The 15167-nt window shown below is 63.2% G+C and carries 16 protein-coding genes; 7 read left to right on the top strand and 9 right to left on the bottom strand.

Annotated elements, in window-relative coordinates; all coding sequences use genetic code 11:
• The first annotated feature begins 256 nt into the window (after positions 1-256).
• The 5 genes from BMI01S_RS39330 (at position 257) to BMI01S_RS24890 (ending at position 3771) form a co-directional block, all read left to right on the top strand.
• Positions 257-598, top strand: a complete 342-nt coding sequence (locus BMI01S_RS39330) for a hypothetical protein (protein ID WP_081716167.1) — start codon at positions 257-259, stop codon at positions 596-598.
• Positions 599-802: 204 nt separating this feature from the next.
• Complete coding sequence (locus BMI01S_RS24905; RefSeq protein ID WP_081723497.1) at positions 803-2455, top strand: response regulator; 1653 nt, start codon at positions 803-805, stop codon at positions 2453-2455.
• On the top strand, positions 2452-3084 hold the full coding sequence (locus BMI01S_RS24900) for a response regulator (protein ID WP_028213883.1): 633 nt from the start codon (positions 2452-2454) through the stop codon (positions 3082-3084). The genes BMI01S_RS24905 and BMI01S_RS24900 overlap by 4 nt, the downstream gene beginning before the upstream one ends.
• A 136-nt stretch (positions 3085-3220) precedes the next feature.
• Positions 3221-3466 carry a hypothetical protein gene (locus BMI01S_RS24895; RefSeq protein ID WP_028213884.1) on the top strand — a complete coding sequence of 82 codons (246 nt, stop codon included), beginning with the start codon at positions 3221-3223 and terminating at the stop codon, positions 3464-3466.
• Positions 3467-3558: 92 nt separating this feature from the next.
• Positions 3559-3771, top strand: a complete 213-nt coding sequence (locus BMI01S_RS24890) for a hypothetical protein (RefSeq protein WP_028213885.1) — start codon at positions 3559-3561, stop codon at positions 3769-3771.
• Positions 3772-3823: 52 nt separating this feature from the next.
• On the opposite strand, the gene BMI01S_RS24885 is transcribed toward BMI01S_RS24890, so the two are convergent.
• Together BMI01S_RS24885 and BMI01S_RS24880 are read right to left on the bottom strand one after the other, a co-directional pair.
• Positions 3824-4933: a hypothetical protein gene (locus tag BMI01S_RS24885; protein ID WP_244145393.1), complete on the bottom strand. Its 1110-nt coding sequence runs from the start codon at positions 4931-4933 to the stop codon at positions 3824-3826.
• 837 nt (positions 4934-5770) lie between these two features.
• Positions 5771-6982, bottom strand: a complete 1212-nt coding sequence (locus BMI01S_RS24880; protein ID WP_244145394.1) for a metallophosphoesterase family protein — start codon at positions 6980-6982, stop codon at positions 5771-5773.
• Positions 6983-7492: 510 nt separating this feature from the next.
• Between BMI01S_RS24880 and BMI01S_RS24875 the strand changes: the two genes are divergently transcribed.
• Both BMI01S_RS24875 and BMI01S_RS24870 read left to right on the top strand, forming a co-directional pair.
• The gene (locus BMI01S_RS24875; RefSeq protein WP_028231853.1) at positions 7493-8689 is read left to right on the top strand and encodes an NnrS family protein; all 1197 of its coding nucleotides are present in this window, start codon (positions 7493-7495) and stop codon (positions 8687-8689) included.
• Between the two features lie 110 nt (positions 8690-8799).
• The gene (locus BMI01S_RS24870; protein WP_154671342.1) at positions 8800-9345 is read left to right on the top strand and encodes a GlcG/HbpS family heme-binding protein; all 546 of its coding nucleotides are present in this window, start codon (positions 8800-8802) and stop codon (positions 9343-9345) included.
• A gap of 83 nt (positions 9346-9428) precedes the next feature.
• On the opposite strand, the gene BMI01S_RS24865 is transcribed toward BMI01S_RS24870, so the two are convergent.
• From BMI01S_RS24865 to BMI01S_RS24835, 7 genes are all read right to left on the bottom strand, one after another.
• On the bottom strand, positions 9429-9734 hold the full coding sequence (locus BMI01S_RS24865; protein WP_028213891.1) for an NIPSNAP family protein: 306 nt from the start codon (positions 9732-9734) through the stop codon (positions 9429-9431).
• A 73-nt stretch (positions 9735-9807) separates the two neighbouring features.
• Positions 9808-10317: a DUF1697 domain-containing protein gene (locus tag BMI01S_RS24860; protein WP_028231855.1), complete on the bottom strand. Its 510-nt coding sequence runs from the start codon at positions 10315-10317 to the stop codon at positions 9808-9810.
• Between the two features lie 87 nt (positions 10318-10404).
• Entirely contained in the window at positions 10405-11205 is an 801-nt protein-coding gene (locus tag BMI01S_RS24855) for a Pr6Pr family membrane protein (protein WP_167334432.1), read from the bottom strand.
• 359 nt (positions 11206-11564) lie between these two features.
• Positions 11565-11987 carry a hypothetical protein gene (locus BMI01S_RS24850; protein WP_042290904.1) on the bottom strand — a complete coding sequence of 141 codons (423 nt, stop codon included), beginning with the start codon at positions 11985-11987 and terminating at the stop codon, positions 11565-11567.
• A 290-nt stretch (positions 11988-12277) separates the two neighbouring features.
• Positions 12278-12682: an SRPBCC family protein gene (locus tag BMI01S_RS24845; RefSeq protein WP_028231857.1), complete on the bottom strand. Its 405-nt coding sequence runs from the start codon at positions 12680-12682 to the stop codon at positions 12278-12280.
• A gap of 158 nt (positions 12683-12840) precedes the next feature.
• Positions 12841-13929, bottom strand: a complete 1089-nt coding sequence (locus tag BMI01S_RS24840) for a DMT family transporter (protein WP_028213895.1) — start codon at positions 13927-13929, stop codon at positions 12841-12843.
• A gap of 930 nt (positions 13930-14859) precedes the next feature.
• The coding region (locus tag BMI01S_RS24835) for a hypothetical protein (protein ID WP_218002757.1) at positions 14860-15167 on the bottom strand (308 nt) is incomplete at its 5' end.

Raw genomic sequence — 15167 nt, 5'->3', positions numbered from 1 at the left:
CCCATACCTGTCCGTGCCTTAATGATTCGGCAGCATAGCGCGACGGAATCGTGCCGACAATCCGATGAACTGCGGGCTGAACCCAGCGCTGCAATTCAAGGGCGCAATCCACGGCGCGGCGGCCGATGTTCAGGATTTCCTGACGCGCGATTCAGGATTGCCCTTTCTCGTTTGCAGTCGAAGACGACTGCCAGCGGTCATTGGGCAGGTTCATGATGAAGCGGGTGTCAATCCGAAGCTGCAGAGGCAACGTGCAATGATTTCCGGGGTGGTGGGCCGCAACACGTGCGTTCAGGACGTCAACACGATCTGCATGCGCCTGTTCGACACATGGTGCGAGTCGCGCAATCTCACACCGCTGGCTTACCTGATGCACTGCTGGCCGCTATCGGACTGCCGCCCGCACACGATACGGCGTTTGCAGGAAACGATGAAGGATCTGCGCCGCAACCACGCGGACAAGCTCGATCCGTACGCGTTGTCGGTGCTCGGCGAACTCGCCAGCCATCTCGACGAATTGATCGACCGTGCGCAAACCACCGCGAGTCATTCGTTCGCTGATTCGCTGCCACGCTGGAGCGTGGGAGGGGAAGGCTAACGGGGCGAGCAAGTCCGCTGATAAACGTTGCCGAAGGGCCATGGCTTCGGCAGCAAGCAAAAACAATGGAACCAGGGCCGGAGCGACTGTGGACATGACGACTACCAGCGGGGCTTGTACGTGGTGCAGCGCGCGCAAAGGCATCCAGCGTGAGGGGTGGATGGGGGAGCGCGCGAAACGGAACGTTCCTGGGGGCGCGTCGCCATGAGCGCCCAGCCTGGGTTGCGCATCGCCACGGCGATGCCCGGCACGATCCTGGTGGCGGCCGGCACGCCGAACGAGACCAGCCTGATCGCGGATCACTTCGTATGGGAGGGGTTCCGGACGCTCGCCGCGAGCGACGGCCTCGATGTGCTGGAACGCGCGCGCCTTTCGCAGCCGGACTTGATTCTGCTCGATGGCGAGGCCGCCCGTGTGGACGGCCTCGCCACCTGTCTGCGCCTCAGACTGGACGAGCGCACACGCGATATTCCGGTCTTGCTCATGATGCCGGCGTGCAGCCATCGCGACCTCTCCGATGCGTTCAGGGCCGGCGCAGCCGACCACGTGTCGAAGCCTGTACGCGTCGAGGAACTGATGGCCAGGGTGCGCGCGCACGTCGCGTTGCGCACCGCTCAGCAGCGGATCGCCACGCAGCAGCGCGAACTGTTCGAAGCCGCCGGGAATCAGCGTCGAATGCAGGCGGCTTTCGCGCATGTGCGCGAGGAGCTCACGCAGCGCGTCGCGCGATGTGCCTCCGAACTCGCCCGCGTGAAGGTGGAACTGGCCGCCCAGGTCGCCGCGCGGCGCGATCTCGAAGGCCGCCTGAGCGCGTGCGAAACGAGGTTTCGCGCGATTGTCGAATCAGGTCCGGTTGCGATGGGCATTACGTCGATGCCGGACGGCAAACTTCTCTATGCCAACGCGCGGTTTCGCGAACTGTTTCGTCTCGAGGAGGCGGCGTGCGCTAACGTCGAGATTGCCGATTTTTACGTCGATCCGGCCGAGCGCGAGCGGCTGGTGCGCTGTCTTGCCGCTCAAGGCAGCTTCGACGATGCGGAGGTCGAACTGTGCCGGCCCGACGGGACGCAGTTCTGGGCCATGGCGACGGCGAGGGTGTCGACGTATGAGAGCGCGCCCGCCATTTACGTTGGGCTGCACGACATATCGGGGCGCAAGCGCGTCGAGGAAGAACTCGTTCGCTCGCGCGAGCAGCAGCGCGAACTGTCGGCCTATCTGGAAGGAATTCGCGAAGACGAGCGCAAGCGAAGCGCGCTGGAGATACAGGACGAACTGGGCCAGTTGCTCACCGTGCTGAAGATGGATGTCTCGCTGCTGAGGATGCGGCTCACCGACGATCCCGAGGCGATCGGGCGGGCAGACGACATGCGTGAACTGGTCGAAGGCACGATCTGGATGGTCCGCAACGTCGCCAGCCACCTGCGGCCCGCCGCGCTCAACTTTGGCCTCGTTTCGGCGCTCGAGTGGCTGACCGGTCAATGGAGCCGGCGCCACGCCATCCCGTGCGAGTTGCACATCGAAGCCCGCGAGCCCGCCTTGACGGACGCGCAGACGACGGCCCTCTTTCGTATCGTCGAGGCCGCGTTGACGAACGTCGCGCGCCACGCGGCGGCTACGCGCGTGCGCGTCATGCTCACCGCGGGGCCGGGCTCGCTCGATCTGCTCGTTCGCGATGACGGCCGCGGATTCGACGTGGCAGCGGCGCATGGAAAATACGCGTACGGCCTGCTTGGCATGGCCGAGCGCGCAAGGTTGATTGGTGGTACGTTGATCATCGAAAGCCGGGCCGGCAAGGAAGCCGCAACGGGCACCCTGATTTCGATCCATGTTCCGCTAGAAGGCAGTTCCAGCCCATGATCAGAATACTCATCGCCGATGACCATGCCATCGTGCGTGGCGGACTCAAGCAGATCCTCGCGACGACGGCCGACATCGCCGTGACGGCGGAAGCGGGGCAGGGTTCGGAGGTGATCGAAAAGCTGAGAAGCTGCGACTTCGATCTCTTGCTGCTGGACATGACGATGCCGGGCATCAGCGGCGTCGATCTCATCCGCCGCGTGCGCGCCGAGCAGCCTGCGTTGCCGGTGCTCGTGCTCAGCATCCACAACGAGGCGCAGGTCGCGTCCCGCGCGCTGCGCGCCGGCGCCACGGGGTATGTGACGAAGGACAGCGACCCGGACGTGCTCCTCGCCGCGATCCGCAAACTCGCGGACGGTGGCCGCTTTATCGACCCCAAACTTGTGGACGCGATGGTGTTCGAGAAGCATTCGGGCGATGTGCCGCCGCACGAGGTCCTCTCGGACCGCGAGTTCCAGGTGCTGCAGATGCTGGCGGCGGGCAGGAGCATCAACGACATCGCCGATACGTGCGCGCTCAGCGCCAAGACGATCAGCACGCACAAGATGCGGTTGATGCAAAAGCTCGGGCTCACCAACAACGCCGAGGTGATCCGCTACGCGATTCGCCATGGTCTGATCAGCGAATAGACGCGAGCCACGCGCGGCCGGAAGGAAATCCTGACAAACGAACCAGCCATTCCCGAAGGATCTATCTACCCGTCCCGATGGCGGCCGGTTTTACGGCTGCCTACGATGCTTTCGGGCGGAGTGTGGGGGAAAGGCGATGGCAGTGCGGCAGTCGTTGGGGGCAGCGGTCGTGAAGTGGCTGTGCCCCACCAGCAGGCAGACGGCGCGGGTGGTGACGGTGCATCGTTCTCCATCGGGACGGATCGTCAGCGTGTACGTCGAGGCGCAGACGGCGGACGGGCCGCGTGCGCTCTTTTTCTTCCGCCATGCCGATCGCGGCTGGCAGGTGTTTCCGCCCGAGACCATGCGTCCTTCGATGGGGTTGGGGCGCGTAGCGGCCTGAACTGAGCGGCAGGCATTGCGTCATGCCTGCCCGATGGAGAAATGGCGGACACGTCGCGTTCACGGGTGCGGCGGCCGCGTGGGAGATTGCGCATGGACGATATTGCGCCGGAGGATGGCTTGTCCCAGTACGAGACGAATCTGCGTCAATGGATGAGCCGGTGGTACGACCACGCCGTGGCCGAGGGACTCGTGCGTCCGCCGTTCTTGCTCGACGACGCCAAGGCCGAGCGGCTCGAAGGCTATTTCGCCGCAGGATTGACACCCTCGGAAGGCGCGCAGGCTTTTTTCGGCCGCGCGCATTGATGCTTGCCTCGGCGCCCAAACGTCGGTCGCAGACCGGCACTTCCAGGCACGCCTAGAATACCAATCCGAAGAGCCGTTTGATCAGATCTTCCAGCGACATCATCGTCAGTGCCAGCGGCAGGATCGGTATGAGCACCGCGGCCGCGAGGCGAATGACCGCATCCCTGGTAATCGGTGCGATGCGCATGGTTCGCACCACGTCGAAACTGTTGGCCAGATCGGCAAGCGACTGAATATCGCCGCTCCCCACCAACGGCTCGCCGTCAGGCGAGCCGCCCCGCAGCCACTTGGTGTCGAATTCCCGCACGTATCGTTCGGCCAGCATGCCATATTCGCTCAGGCCGGTCCGCTTCGCCTGGGCCAACTGCGGCGCGAAAACCAGTAACGGACCAAAGACGAGGCACAGCAGGAAGACAACCATTGCCCCCGTCTCGGCCTTGAACTCCGTGAGTGCCGCACCTGCGAAGAAAATCCGGTTGGCGAACTGGGCGGCGAGCATGGCGCCGTGCGCGGCGAGGAGTGTCATGAACGCATAGACAGTATTGGAAAGGAATCCGAGACCGCCGACGCGATCGGGATGCGTGGGAAGGAGGCTCAGTTCGATGCGCGACACCTGCCAGAGCAGCCTCGTCCAGATGAAGAGCCGGAAGTACCAACGGATCAACAGGAACTGGAATATTGGCACACTGATAAAGGCGTACCACAATCCCGCGTGCGAAAGAGTCAAGCCGCCGGAGGACGGTATCGCATACCAGGTCGACGTCGTTTGCAGTGCCATGTATTGGCGCCAGACAACGAGAACGCCCACGCCGTACACGAGAGCGATCATGATCAGCTCAGCGGCTACCGAATTGCGCAAGCGGAATGCCGATCGGACGGCTTCGTCGAACCGCGTCACGGACGCTTCCGGGATGATCTTCCGGTCGAGAAATGCCCGCGCGATCGGACGCAGGCGCCGATGCACGACCAGTTCGGCGATGATGAGCAGGGGCACCGCCACGAGGAAGCGGATGTGAACTTCCAGGTCCATCAGGAATGGCACGGTCACCTGGCTGCCCAGCAAGTGTCCGTCGAGAGCAGCGAGCGCGAGGAGGGGCAGCCACGCCACGAGCGAGATGACGATCACCCGCTGGCGTACCAGATCGAGCGCATCGTCGGCCATGTGCGTGCGGCGCAGAAGCTGGAAGAGCGGGCCGCCTAGCACCAGTGAGAAGTTTTGTGTGTCCTGCAGAATTTCTTCGGCAGTCGGGGCCGGGCGAATCCTGTGCTCCGGTCCGAAATGTAGGTAGCGGTTCATGATTTGGCGTGCCTCCCCCTCTTGATCGATTCCGTGGCCACGGCGGCGCAGGGGACCGCATTCGATGCGGATTGCGCGAGTCGTTCACGCATGCCGTTTGACGCACGACTGCCGGGCCAGTGGGCAGCCTCGGCCCAGGTCTCATCGTAAGAGGGGGGAGATCGCACCTTTTGATCCATGTCATGGTTGCGCGATCCTGGCTCATGCGTGCTGGACGCACTCCAGTTCATTGCTCAACACGGCAAACGAAAACGCAAATGATATGAAAATACAACGCGTTCGAGTTTCTATTGGCTCTCATGGCTCTCGAACGCGGCTGTGCGCGCCCAGGGACCTCGAAAAAGCGGCGCCGTGGCGACCCAGTGCTGGCTGATGCCGTGCACGAGTCGCCTCGACCTGCTCGGTCTCCTGGCACAGGGCATGAGCAGTCCCTGGGCGAGCGGCCTGTAGCGATACTATTCAGCGCAGTCAGAGTGGGAGCATCCCGGTTGCGCCCTCGTTCCTGCTTTCTGATTCGGACTCCTTGACTGTCTGGAACCGGAAGGCACCGAACAGATCGCCGATCGCAGGCGCATTCGTGGGCACGTATGGACTGGAGGGAAGTGACTGCCCCAAGGCTCGCGAGGCGTGCTACCTGACGCGATGGCCTCGGCTAACGCATGCTCAAGCCGTGGTCATCGGGTCGTGTGGCTTTTCACGACGTCATCCGCTGGATTTCCCGCCTTGCGCGAACGCCCGAATGCGCTCGGCCAGTGCGGGTATTCCGGCATTACGGGCCACGTAGTGGGAAAGCTGGCGGGTCGCCAGATCCACGGTCACCTGATCGTCGGGCGCCTTGGTATAGGGGCCGTCGACTGCGGCGTGATATTCGATCCGCAACTGGGTTGCGTCCGCCACGATGCGCAAATAGCCGTAATTCCGGTCGTCGTAGTTTTCGATGACAACGGCATCGGTGTTCTCCGTTGCGGCCTGGAGCAGTTGCGGCGCGCGAAGCGGCGGTTGCCCGTTGGTGGTCAGTCGCTGCACACCGTGCCCGCCGTTGCCGCACACGATGTATGGGATGTGGGTGCCGTCCGGCCGTGTGCGCGTAAAGCGCTGGTAGTTGTGCGCGTGACCCGCAAGATCGGCGTGAGGCCATACGCCGACCTCGTTGCAGATTGCATCGATCTGCCGCTGCATTTCGATACTCCAGCCATGACGTCCGCGCGCAACATACGGCGGGTGATGATGCGCGAACAGCAATGCCCCCTTGTAGCCTTCCTTCTTCACCCGCATCAGCGCGGCCTTGAGAAATTTCAGCTGACTGTTGCCGATGTCCCTATCGGCAATCACGCCAGGATCTTCTAGCGTATTGCTGTACAACGCGATGATGCGCACGAACGGAGCTTCGAATGTGAAGAAAACGCCCGGCTGAATCTGCGCAGTACGTGAAAGATGGCCCGCGTCGGGCGAGACCTCAAAGCAGTCTGAACAGAAGTTGCGCAGGAAAGCTTGCAGACTCTTTTCATGCTGTAGAGGCGAGATCATTCCATCATGATTGCCGGCTACTGCGAGGATCGGCGCATGATAGTCGCGATAAGGTTCGTAAAACTGATCGTAGTAGTACTGCGCTTCGCCGAAACTGTAGACGATGTCGCCGAGCAGAAAGTTGAATTGCGGGACTTCGGCAGGATCGGTTTCGTCGAAGTCGCTGACCATCTTTTCTGAGACTTCATTCTGCGTTTGCGGGCCTCTCGTATTGCCGCAATCGCCCGTGGAGTGAAATACGATTTGTCCATTCGCATTGATCTTGTCGAGAACGTTCCGATCGTTGTTGATCACGTCCGCGAGTGTCAGACGGGGCTCGACACCCCCGCGCGGCGCGGGAAACGGAAGCGCCTTGAGTTTGTGCTCCCGGTTGAGTTCATCGATCATCCGGTAAGCGGCCGCATCGGATGCGTGTCTGACGACGAAGGTTTGCGGATCGGGCGTGGGCTGCGGCTGCGAGAATACTGGGGCAGAGAGAACGCGTTTGTTCGCGTTGCTGGCTGACGTTCGAACTGATTGCTTCTTTGCCATGTTCTGTTTCCTCCATCGCGGTTAACAATCCGGGACAGCGTTTCAACATCGATATGGCCTGCTGAATGCGTCATGCATGGTTCCTTGCCGAATGCTTCCCGTGAGACGATGGCTCGCCGTGTAGGTTCAGTCGTCCATGGCTTCGCGCAGACCCAGCGGCCTGCGAAACGACAAGCAAAAAATCCGGGGCGACATTACACCGCACTCTCGGTTCTATCCCTCCATCGTCCACGCCCCGTGTCGGTTTCCCGGGCGTCTGGCTGGATTTTCGGCCGCTGCGGCGAGGGGGCCATCGATGTCGCAGCGGCATTTCTCTCGCAATCGATATAAGATGCATTCGAAATGAATATATTGGCGTGAGCGACCATGAACGTCTTTCGAATCGAAGAACCCAGCCGGCCGGCTCGCGGCGGTTTCGCGCTGTGGGCGCTCGGCTTCCGGCCGTTCTATCTCGGCGGAGCGCTCTTTGGTGCCGCAGCGCTGCTGGCCTGGATGGCAGCGTGGTCCGGCCACCCGTTGCCGGGTATTCGTTCGTATCTGCCGGGCATGTTCTGGCACGCGCACGAGATGATCTTCGGCTTTGGCGCCGCGATCGTCGCCGGTTTTTTGCTGACAGCCGTGCGCGCCTGGACCTCGGTGACGCCCGCGCAGGGCAAGTCCCTTGCCGCGTTGTGGCTGCTGTGGCTCGCGGGGCGCGTCGCGGTTGCCTACGCACCGCCCGCCATCGCCGCCGTGGTGGACAGCCTCTTTCTGCCGGCGTGTGCGCTCGTGCTGCTGCGCGTGCTGGTTCACGCGAAGAACAGCCACAACATTTTCCTGCCGGTTGCGCTCGGCATGCTGGCCGCGCTGAACGTGGCGTTCCAGGTTTCGATGCTGGCCCTGCGCGCGGACTGGGCGCTGCATAGTGCCTGGCTCGCCGTGGGCATGCTGGTGCTCTTCATCACGATTATCGGCGGACGCATCATTCCATCGTTCACGGCCAACGCCGTGCCCGGTCATACTGCGCGGCGCTGGAAAGCGGTCGAGCGCCTGGTGATGCCGCTCAGCCTCTTCGCGTTCGTGTTCGATGCCGCGTTCGGATCCGGCGTCCTCGTCGCGGTCGTTGCGGGCGCAGCGGCGTGCGTGCAAGGCGCGCGCATTTGGGGCTGGCGTTCGTGGCGTGTCGGCAACCGGCCGATCGTTGCCATCCTGCACGTCGCCTACGCATGGATACTCGTGGGGTTCGCGCTGCTGGCGCTCTCCGCGCTGGGCTTCGTTGCGCACACAATCGCTATTCACGCCTTCACGGTGGGGGCGATCGGTTGCGCGATCATGGCGATGATCACGCGCACGGCGCGCGGACACACAGGCCGCAAACTGGTGGCAGGCTATGTCGACGTCGCATGCTATGCGCTGCTCGTACTCGCCGCGCTGATTCGCGTGCTCGGGCCGTGGGTCGCGCCGCAATGGCTCGCGTTCTGGATCGAAGCCTCGGCAGCCTGCTGGGTCGTTGCATTTGCGGCGTATTGCTGCCGCTACGCCAGTTGGCTCATCGCAGCGCGCGTGGATGGAAAGGAGGGCTGACTTTGAGGTTCTGGGCGCGCAGAGCTTGCACGCGGCGTATCGCGCGAGTATGTTGATCGGCTTGGGCTCCATGCGCGCTGCGCTTCGGCCCGCCGATGAAGGAGTGTGCGATGCATCGCTCTGTTCAGATCGCAGGCGCGGCCTGCCTCGTCTTCGCAACCGCCTCGCAGGCTCAGACCTCGGCAGCGCCGCCCTCGGCGTCCGCTTCCTCTCAGTCCTCGGCTGGCGTGCCAGAACGCATGCCTCACGACATTCCTTACGGTCCGCCTGTCGCTCTCGATGTCGCGAAACATCTGCTTGCGCTCGCGGAAGCCGAGGCGCGCAGGCGCGACTGGAAAATGAACATTGCCGTGGTCGACCCGCATGGCGATCTCGTTGCGTTCGAGCGCATGGATGGTGCGCAATATGCATCGGTCGAGGTTTCGCAGCGCAAGGCGCGCACGTCCGCGCGCTTTCGGCGTGAGACGCGCGAGTTCTATACACAGTTCGAAAGCGGCCACGCCTACGTTGCCACGCTCGACCCAGATCTCGTGGCATCTCCGGGCGGCTTTCCGCTAATCGAGGACGGCAAGGTCATCGGTGCGATCGGTTGCGGTGGCGGCACGGGTGATCAGGATGCCGTAGTATGCAAGGCCGCCGCTTCCGCCGTAAAGTGAAGGCGCGAGGCCAGCTCGCGAGCGGACTCGCTGCAAAGCGCTTTCGTCATCCGCGATGAGTCGAAACGTTGGGTGCAGACGGCCTACGACAACACCGGCCTGAAGAAACTCCGCTCATAGCTCACGATGCAGCGTGTCTGTGCCGCGTAATGAAACGCTGCCTGGCATTCGCTGTCCTTCATGGAGTCCACACGGTACGTTTCATAGGCCGCGAAGCTCGGGAACGAAAACAGCGCAAGCGCGATGTTGTTGGCGCCTTCGGAAGGCAGGAAGTAGCCGTGGTGCTTGCCACCGAACTTTTCCACTAGCGGAATCCACATCCTCGCGTAGGTTTCGAATTCTTCGAGCCGGTACGGATCGATCACGTAACGCAGGTAGCAGGTAATCATGGTTTTTTCTTCGAGTTGTTCAAAAAAACGTCCTTTACGGTGTTGCCGCGTCGCGGCGCGAGCCGGGCGGTGCTCAAGCTTGCGCCATTTCCAGAAGCTTCGCCACCGTATTCATGTTGCGCGCCGTTCCCGCTTTGGCTGCAGCAATCCTGAGCTTGGACTGCCCAATGCCGTCTTTGTAATGCACATAGATCTCACGGACACCTAAAGCGATTTCCTCGGCCTTCTGGCCGCTCACCTGTTCGAGCGCGTCGACGGGCGGTGGCGCATCCAGGAAGATGGCGACGGTGCGATCGGGCGCGGCATCGGGAAACGGATTCGCACGTAGCACGGCAGCCAGTTCCGAAACCGAACGCACTACCGCGCCAATCGGCTTGCGCGCATATGCCTCCAGACGCTGCTCGAGCTTCTTTTTTACTGCGGCCTCTGCAAGGCCGCTCTCGAACATCACGTTGCCGCTAGCGATGTAGGTGCGTACGTGTGCAAAACCGAGCGCTTCACACATGGCGCGCAGTTCTGCCATGGGGAGTTTGCCGGTTCCACCGACGTTCACTGCGCGCAGAAGGGCGATATAAACAGGCATCGGAGTCAGAACGAAGTGGCGATAGCGCACAGCAGACCACGCGCGCTCGAATGTGCAATTGGAATCCTGTGCGCTTGCCAAGCCAGATTACGTGTGGGTAGAAACGTCGTGATGCTGGGCGCTGCTTCGCTGGAGCGAGGCGAGTGAGTCGGGGCGCCGCAAGTCCGTTCCGCCGAGCCCGTTGTTTGCCGCCACGGCAGCTCGCCTTCGCGCGTTGATCGTCATGAAGGACGCCATCAGCACCATGAAGGCGATGAGCAGCAAGGCACTGTTGACGAGCACGTGAGCATAGCCGAGCTGCCCCACGTCGATGAACGGATACGGGTAGAAGTCCGTCTCGCTGCCGCGCCAGAACGTAACGGCGAGATAGCCGAGGGGATAGGCGAGCCACGCGGGAAGTTCGCGAGCGGTGATGGCGAAGCGCGGCACGAATAGCAGCCAGTACGCCGCACACAGCAGCGGGATGAGGCTGTGCAGACTTTCGTTGAGCAAGGCGCGATACCCATGCGGTGTCCAGAGATGCCGCAGCAGCAGATTGTAAGCAATGCCAACGAAAACGATATACACCGTGACTGCACTGACTGTTGCCGGTGCGCTCAGGAATCGGCCCGGCCACGCGCGCACGCGCAGCGCAACGCAGGTGAACGTGAGCGCGACGAGGAGCACCGTGAGGTTGGTGAGGTACGCGGTGAGCCGGCCGATCGCCTCGAACGTATCGAAGCCGCGCAGCGCCATGCGGTGGATCGTCAGGTCGGTTTGCGCGGCGAGCGCACACCAGGCAAGCAGTGCAATCGCGCCCGCCATGGCGGTGGCATACGGGCTTTGCCGCAGCGCCGTCATCGTGAGGGGCGCGGCAGCTGCGGTTGCGGGCAGAGGGTGTTCGGACATTCGGCGATGGTAGCGCACAACGGGTTTGCGCGCCGGTGCCTTCCTGCCCGGCGGCAGGCGGGTTCTCGCCGCCAGCGCGTCCGGCCGCCGAAACGAGATGGAGCCGCGCGCAGCCATGGAGGTCGACCGGCAGCACAGCGCGCAGCGTGGGCGCTTCGTTCGCTACGCCTATCACGTCCATGCGCCTATGAATCGGGCCTGATGCAGAGGCGTGAAGAAAACAGTTGCGCGACTTAGGGGAAACCCCTATAATCTGTTTCGTCTCCTCCATGTCTCCGATATGGATTCAGCCCGCCCTCTCTGGCGGGCTTTTTCTTTTCCACGCGTCATTCGCGCGAACTGGCCGCAATTCCGACTGGTCATTCCTTGAAGAACACGGCGTCGCATTTGCGCGTGGTCGTGCGCGAGCCGCTGCCGGTAGTTGCGTCGAATTGAGCGCTGACCTCGTAGGTATACGGCGTCTGCCTGTCGGCCCGACCCGGCGGCGAACTCGTCAAACCTTGGGCGACGAGCGTGGCCGATCCGTCGGGTTCGAGCTTGCCGTCCAGCGTGAGCCAGCCGGCGGCGTCCCTCTTGCCATGTTCGCCGTGCAGGACGTTTTCCTGGATCTCGGCGGGAAACTGGTACCGGTAGCCGGAAGCCCCGCCGGCAACTTTGGGGCACGTGAGCGTCACGTTCCAGTCGCCGTCGAAAGTCCCCGCTGCGTGCGCTATCGGCGTCCCTGCAAGGCTCACCCAGAGAGCAACGCCCTGCGCGATCAACGTTAATTTGCCTGCCCCCATCACCGCTCCTGTCATCGATTCATCTGGCACCATTCTGGACGCAAGGCCTGTGCCGGTATGGACGCCGCCGCACAGACCGGTTTCGCTCTGGCAACGAGCGTGCCGTTCGACCCAGCGCGTGCCCGGCGACGGTTTTCCGTGCAACTAACTGTCAATCGCAGCCGGCGTCAGCGAGTCCGGTGTGGGCAGGGCAACCTGCTCGAGTCCCCAACGTTTAGCAAAGCCCGCTGTCGGTCGGACGTCCGCCCGAGGCGCACGCGGCAACGCCTGTCCCTGATGGGGAACGGCGCTCATCCGTGCTCGCCGAGGTTACGGCGGAGCGCCGCGCAGCCCGCGTCCATGAGCGGCTCGACCATCCCGGTCCGTTCGTCCGGCTTGAAGTCGCTGATCCAGACGAGGCGGCAGCGGCCGCGTGCAGCGGGCACTTCGGGCACGACCTGCATGGTCGCGTGATGATGCTCGAAACGTCCGCCACCCACCGTATAGGCGATGCGCATGCGCGCGTCATCGACGCTGATCACGCGTTCCTCGATCACGTCGCCATTGGCGAACCTGACCCATCGCACGTCGTTTTCCATGCGCGCATCGGTCAGCACGCCGGCAAACACTCGGGCAACGTTCGCGGGGTCGCGCAGCGCGGCCCAGACGTCTTCCGCAGCGGCTTCAATGGAGATGTCCCTGTAGATGGTCGCCATCGCACGTGTCTCCTGGTGTGGTTCGACGAGTGCATGTTGCGCGTCCAAGGCATGGCGCGCCTGGGAAATCTTGACGTCGTTTTCGGCCGATACCCGACGCTATGGCGGAACCGTTCCGGCGCCGCATCGGAAAGCGCGCCGGCTGCGGGGTCCAGCGCTCAATGCGCATGCCGATGGTGCACGTCGGGGTAATGCGCGTGGCTATGCGTGATCGGCGCGTGACGATGGGGGTGCGTGTGCGGTTCGGTGCCGTCCCAGGCGAAATCGTGCTCGTGCTGATGGTGCGCGTCGTGCCGATGCGCGTGCGTGTGTTCCAGCGGCTCGTGCGTGTGCGCGTGGTCATGTCGCTCGCGCACGTGCAGCCAGACGCCGAACGCCATCAGCGCGAGCGCGAGCCAGAAGGTGAGCGCGGGGCGCTCGGGCCATAGCAGCAGCGAAAGCGCCACGCCGAAGAGCGGCGCCACGGAAAAGTAGGCGCCGGTGCGCGCCGTGCCGAGATGGCGCAGCGCGACGACGAATAACACGAGACTCACGCCATAGCCCGCAAAACCCACGGCCATGGCGCCGCTGGCCACGTGCCACGCGGGCCAGTGCGCGCCCGCGGCGAGTGCAACACCGATGTTCACGGGACCGGCCACGAGCCCCTTGGTGCAGGCGATGACCATCGCGTCATTGGTCGAGACCTTGCGTGTGAGATTGTTGTCGATGGCCCAGCACAGGCACGCGCCGGCCACGAGCAGGGCGCCGGGTGCAACACCGGCATGCGCGCCGGGCCATGAAAGAAGCACGCCGCCCGCCACGATCGCCACCATGCCGAGCGCGATCTGCGCATCGAAGTTCTCGCGAAAGCAGAACCATGCAATGAGCGCCGTGAGCACGCCTTCGAGGTTGAGCAGCAGCGCGCTCGTGGCGGCGGGCGTGGTGCCGAGCCCGAGCATGAGCAGCGCGGGCGCCGCCACGCCGCCCGCGGCGATCGCGCCGGCAAGCCACGGCAGTTCGGCAATGCGCAAGGGGTTCTGCACGGGATGGTGCCCAGGGTCATGACTGGCTGAGGCGTCGTTGCGGCGCGCAGCGACGCGGCGCAGCAGCAGTACGATCGCCAGCCCTGAACCGCTGCCCAGATAGAACAGTCCGGCCAGCATGAATGGCGACACGCTGCCGAGCAGCGCCTTGGCGAGCGGCGTGGTGATGCCGAACAGGGCGGCGGCGAGCAACGCCGTGAAGATGGTGTGCCGGTGGGAGGTCATCGCAGATCCAGCGGAAACGACAAAAAAAGCGTAGAAGAAGCGCGGTTGGCGCGCAATGGTAGTCTGGATCTGACTTGAAGGCGTCATCACTTGCACCGGGGCGTGGCCGGGCAGCATCTGGGCCTGCCAGGACGGAAGCATCACAGACATCGTTGGTGTTGTGTTTACAACAGAAAGATTGCAGCCAGGACGACGATTTTTTCAGGAAATCCTGACTGGCCGTCTCATAGGTGGACGCATAGACTTGGGCTGCCGAACGACATTGTGAGAGGGCTCGTCAGGTCCGATATGTTGGACGCTTTCGTGCTGGTCGAAATCGGCGAGTATCCCCTTCGCGCGTCATGTCCACCCGCATGACGCGCATTTTCCATTTCGGATGTAGCTTTCTGAGCGCCCCGCGCGTTCTGCGCTTCAAATGCAGCCGGGCGGCGAGCAAAAGACACGCTGTCCGATGCAGGTGTGGTCGCGTAAGAGGTGACCGCGCTCCGCGGAGGACGTGACTTCGCGCGAATCGGTGCGAACGCTTGTCGAGGCGGCCAAAAGCCTTGGCCTTATCACTGGCTTGGTACACGTTGCCGGTATTTCTCGTTCCCAGGCCTCTATTTGTGGAAACACTGGCAACCGAAGCGGATTTGCCCGACCCCGAGGATACCGAGGCCATTTTCGCCTTCGCGCTGTCATTCAATGAATATGAGCGATACGGCTCATTCGAGAAATCCTCGGCTCTAGCAAAACGGAAGCCGCGACAAACGCTGGGGGAGTTGCGGGAACGGATTATCTTTGATTGCTCGTGCGTCCGGGGATGTCGGAGGCGATAGCCAGGTTCAACTGAATGCCAGGGAAGTCAGATACAACCGCCGTCCATGCGGGCAGCCGCGCCGCCATTGCCGAGTCGCGGCTTCGCCCGTCCTTTTCCCGGTCACTCAGCGGTCAGTCGAGGCCGATAGCGCTCTCCGCGCGCGCTGAACGCTGAGTGTGATGGCCGCGGCTCACTGTAATACCCGGCGTTGTTTTTCTAATGCGAACCTTTTCCGCCGTTTCCGCCGTTTCCGCCGTTCCCGCCGTTCCCGCCGTTCCCGCCGCCATGGCCGCCATTCGCCCCATTGCCGTGACCACTTTGACCCCCAGCGCCCTGGCCACCACTACCTTGGCCACCGTTTCCGTGGCCACTGCTGCCTGAGCTGCCGCTGCCCGAACTGCCGCTGCCCGAACTGCCGCTGGCTGAACCGTTGCTGCTC

Origin of the sequence: Paraburkholderia mimosarum LMG 23256 = NBRC 106338, assembly GCF_000739815.1 — a bacterium.
GTDB classification, from domain to species: Bacteria; Pseudomonadota; Gammaproteobacteria; order Burkholderiales; family Burkholderiaceae; genus Paraburkholderia; species Paraburkholderia mimosarum.
The sequence above is the reverse complement of the archived record's forward strand: the minus strand, read 5'-3'. Positions and strand labels throughout refer to the sequence as shown.

What these genes read in the sequence shown, in the direction of transcription:
- BMI01S_RS24890 (WP_028213885.1), top strand. Translation starts at nt 3,559, where the DNA reads ATGGACGATATTGCGCCGGAGGATGGCTTGTCCCAGTACGAGACGAAT.
- BMI01S_RS39330 (WP_081716167.1), top strand. Translation starts at nt 257, where the DNA reads ATGATTTCCGGGGTGGTGGGCCGCAACACGTGCGTTCAGGACGTCAAC.
- BMI01S_RS24865 (WP_028213891.1), bottom strand. Translation starts at nt 9,734, where the DNA reads ATGATTACCTGCTACCTGCGTTACGTGATCGATCCGTACCGGCTCGAA.
- BMI01S_RS24855 (WP_167334432.1), bottom strand. Translation starts at nt 11,205, where the DNA reads ATGTCCGAACACCCTCTGCCCGCAACCGCAGCTGCCGCGCCCCTCACG.
- BMI01S_RS24895 (WP_028213884.1), top strand. Translation starts at nt 3,221, where the DNA reads ATGGCAGTGCGGCAGTCGTTGGGGGCAGCGGTCGTGAAGTGGCTGTGC.
- BMI01S_RS24900 (WP_028213883.1), top strand. Translation starts at nt 2,452, where the DNA reads ATGATCAGAATACTCATCGCCGATGACCATGCCATCGTGCGTGGCGGA.
- BMI01S_RS24870 (WP_154671342.1), top strand. Translation starts at nt 8,800, where the DNA reads ATGCATCGCTCTGTTCAGATCGCAGGCGCGGCCTGCCTCGTCTTCGCA.
- BMI01S_RS24875 (WP_028231853.1), top strand. Translation starts at nt 7,493, where the DNA reads ATGAACGTCTTTCGAATCGAAGAACCCAGCCGGCCGGCTCGCGGCGGT.
- BMI01S_RS24860 (WP_028231855.1), bottom strand. Translation starts at nt 10,317, where the DNA reads ATGCCTGTTTATATCGCCCTTCTGCGCGCAGTGAACGTCGGTGGAACC.
- BMI01S_RS24885 (WP_244145393.1), bottom strand. Translation starts at nt 4,933, where the DNA reads ATGGCCGACGATGCGCTCGATCTGGTACGCCAGCGGGTGATCGTCATC.
- BMI01S_RS24840 (WP_028213895.1), bottom strand. Translation starts at nt 13,929, where the DNA reads ATGACCTCCCACCGGCACACCATCTTCACGGCGTTGCTCGCCGCCGCC.
- BMI01S_RS24845 (WP_028231857.1), bottom strand. Translation starts at nt 12,682, where the DNA reads ATGGCGACCATCTACAGGGACATCTCCATTGAAGCCGCTGCGGAAGAC.
- BMI01S_RS24880 (WP_244145394.1), bottom strand. Translation starts at nt 6,982, where the DNA reads ATGATCGATGAACTCAACCGGGAGCACAAACTCAAGGCGCTTCCGTTT.
- BMI01S_RS24850 (WP_042290904.1), bottom strand. Translation starts at nt 11,987, where the DNA reads ATGGGGGCAGGCAAATTAACGTTGATCGCGCAGGGCGTTGCTCTCTGG.
- BMI01S_RS24905 (WP_081723497.1), top strand. Translation starts at nt 803, where the DNA reads ATGAGCGCCCAGCCTGGGTTGCGCATCGCCACGGCGATGCCCGGCACG.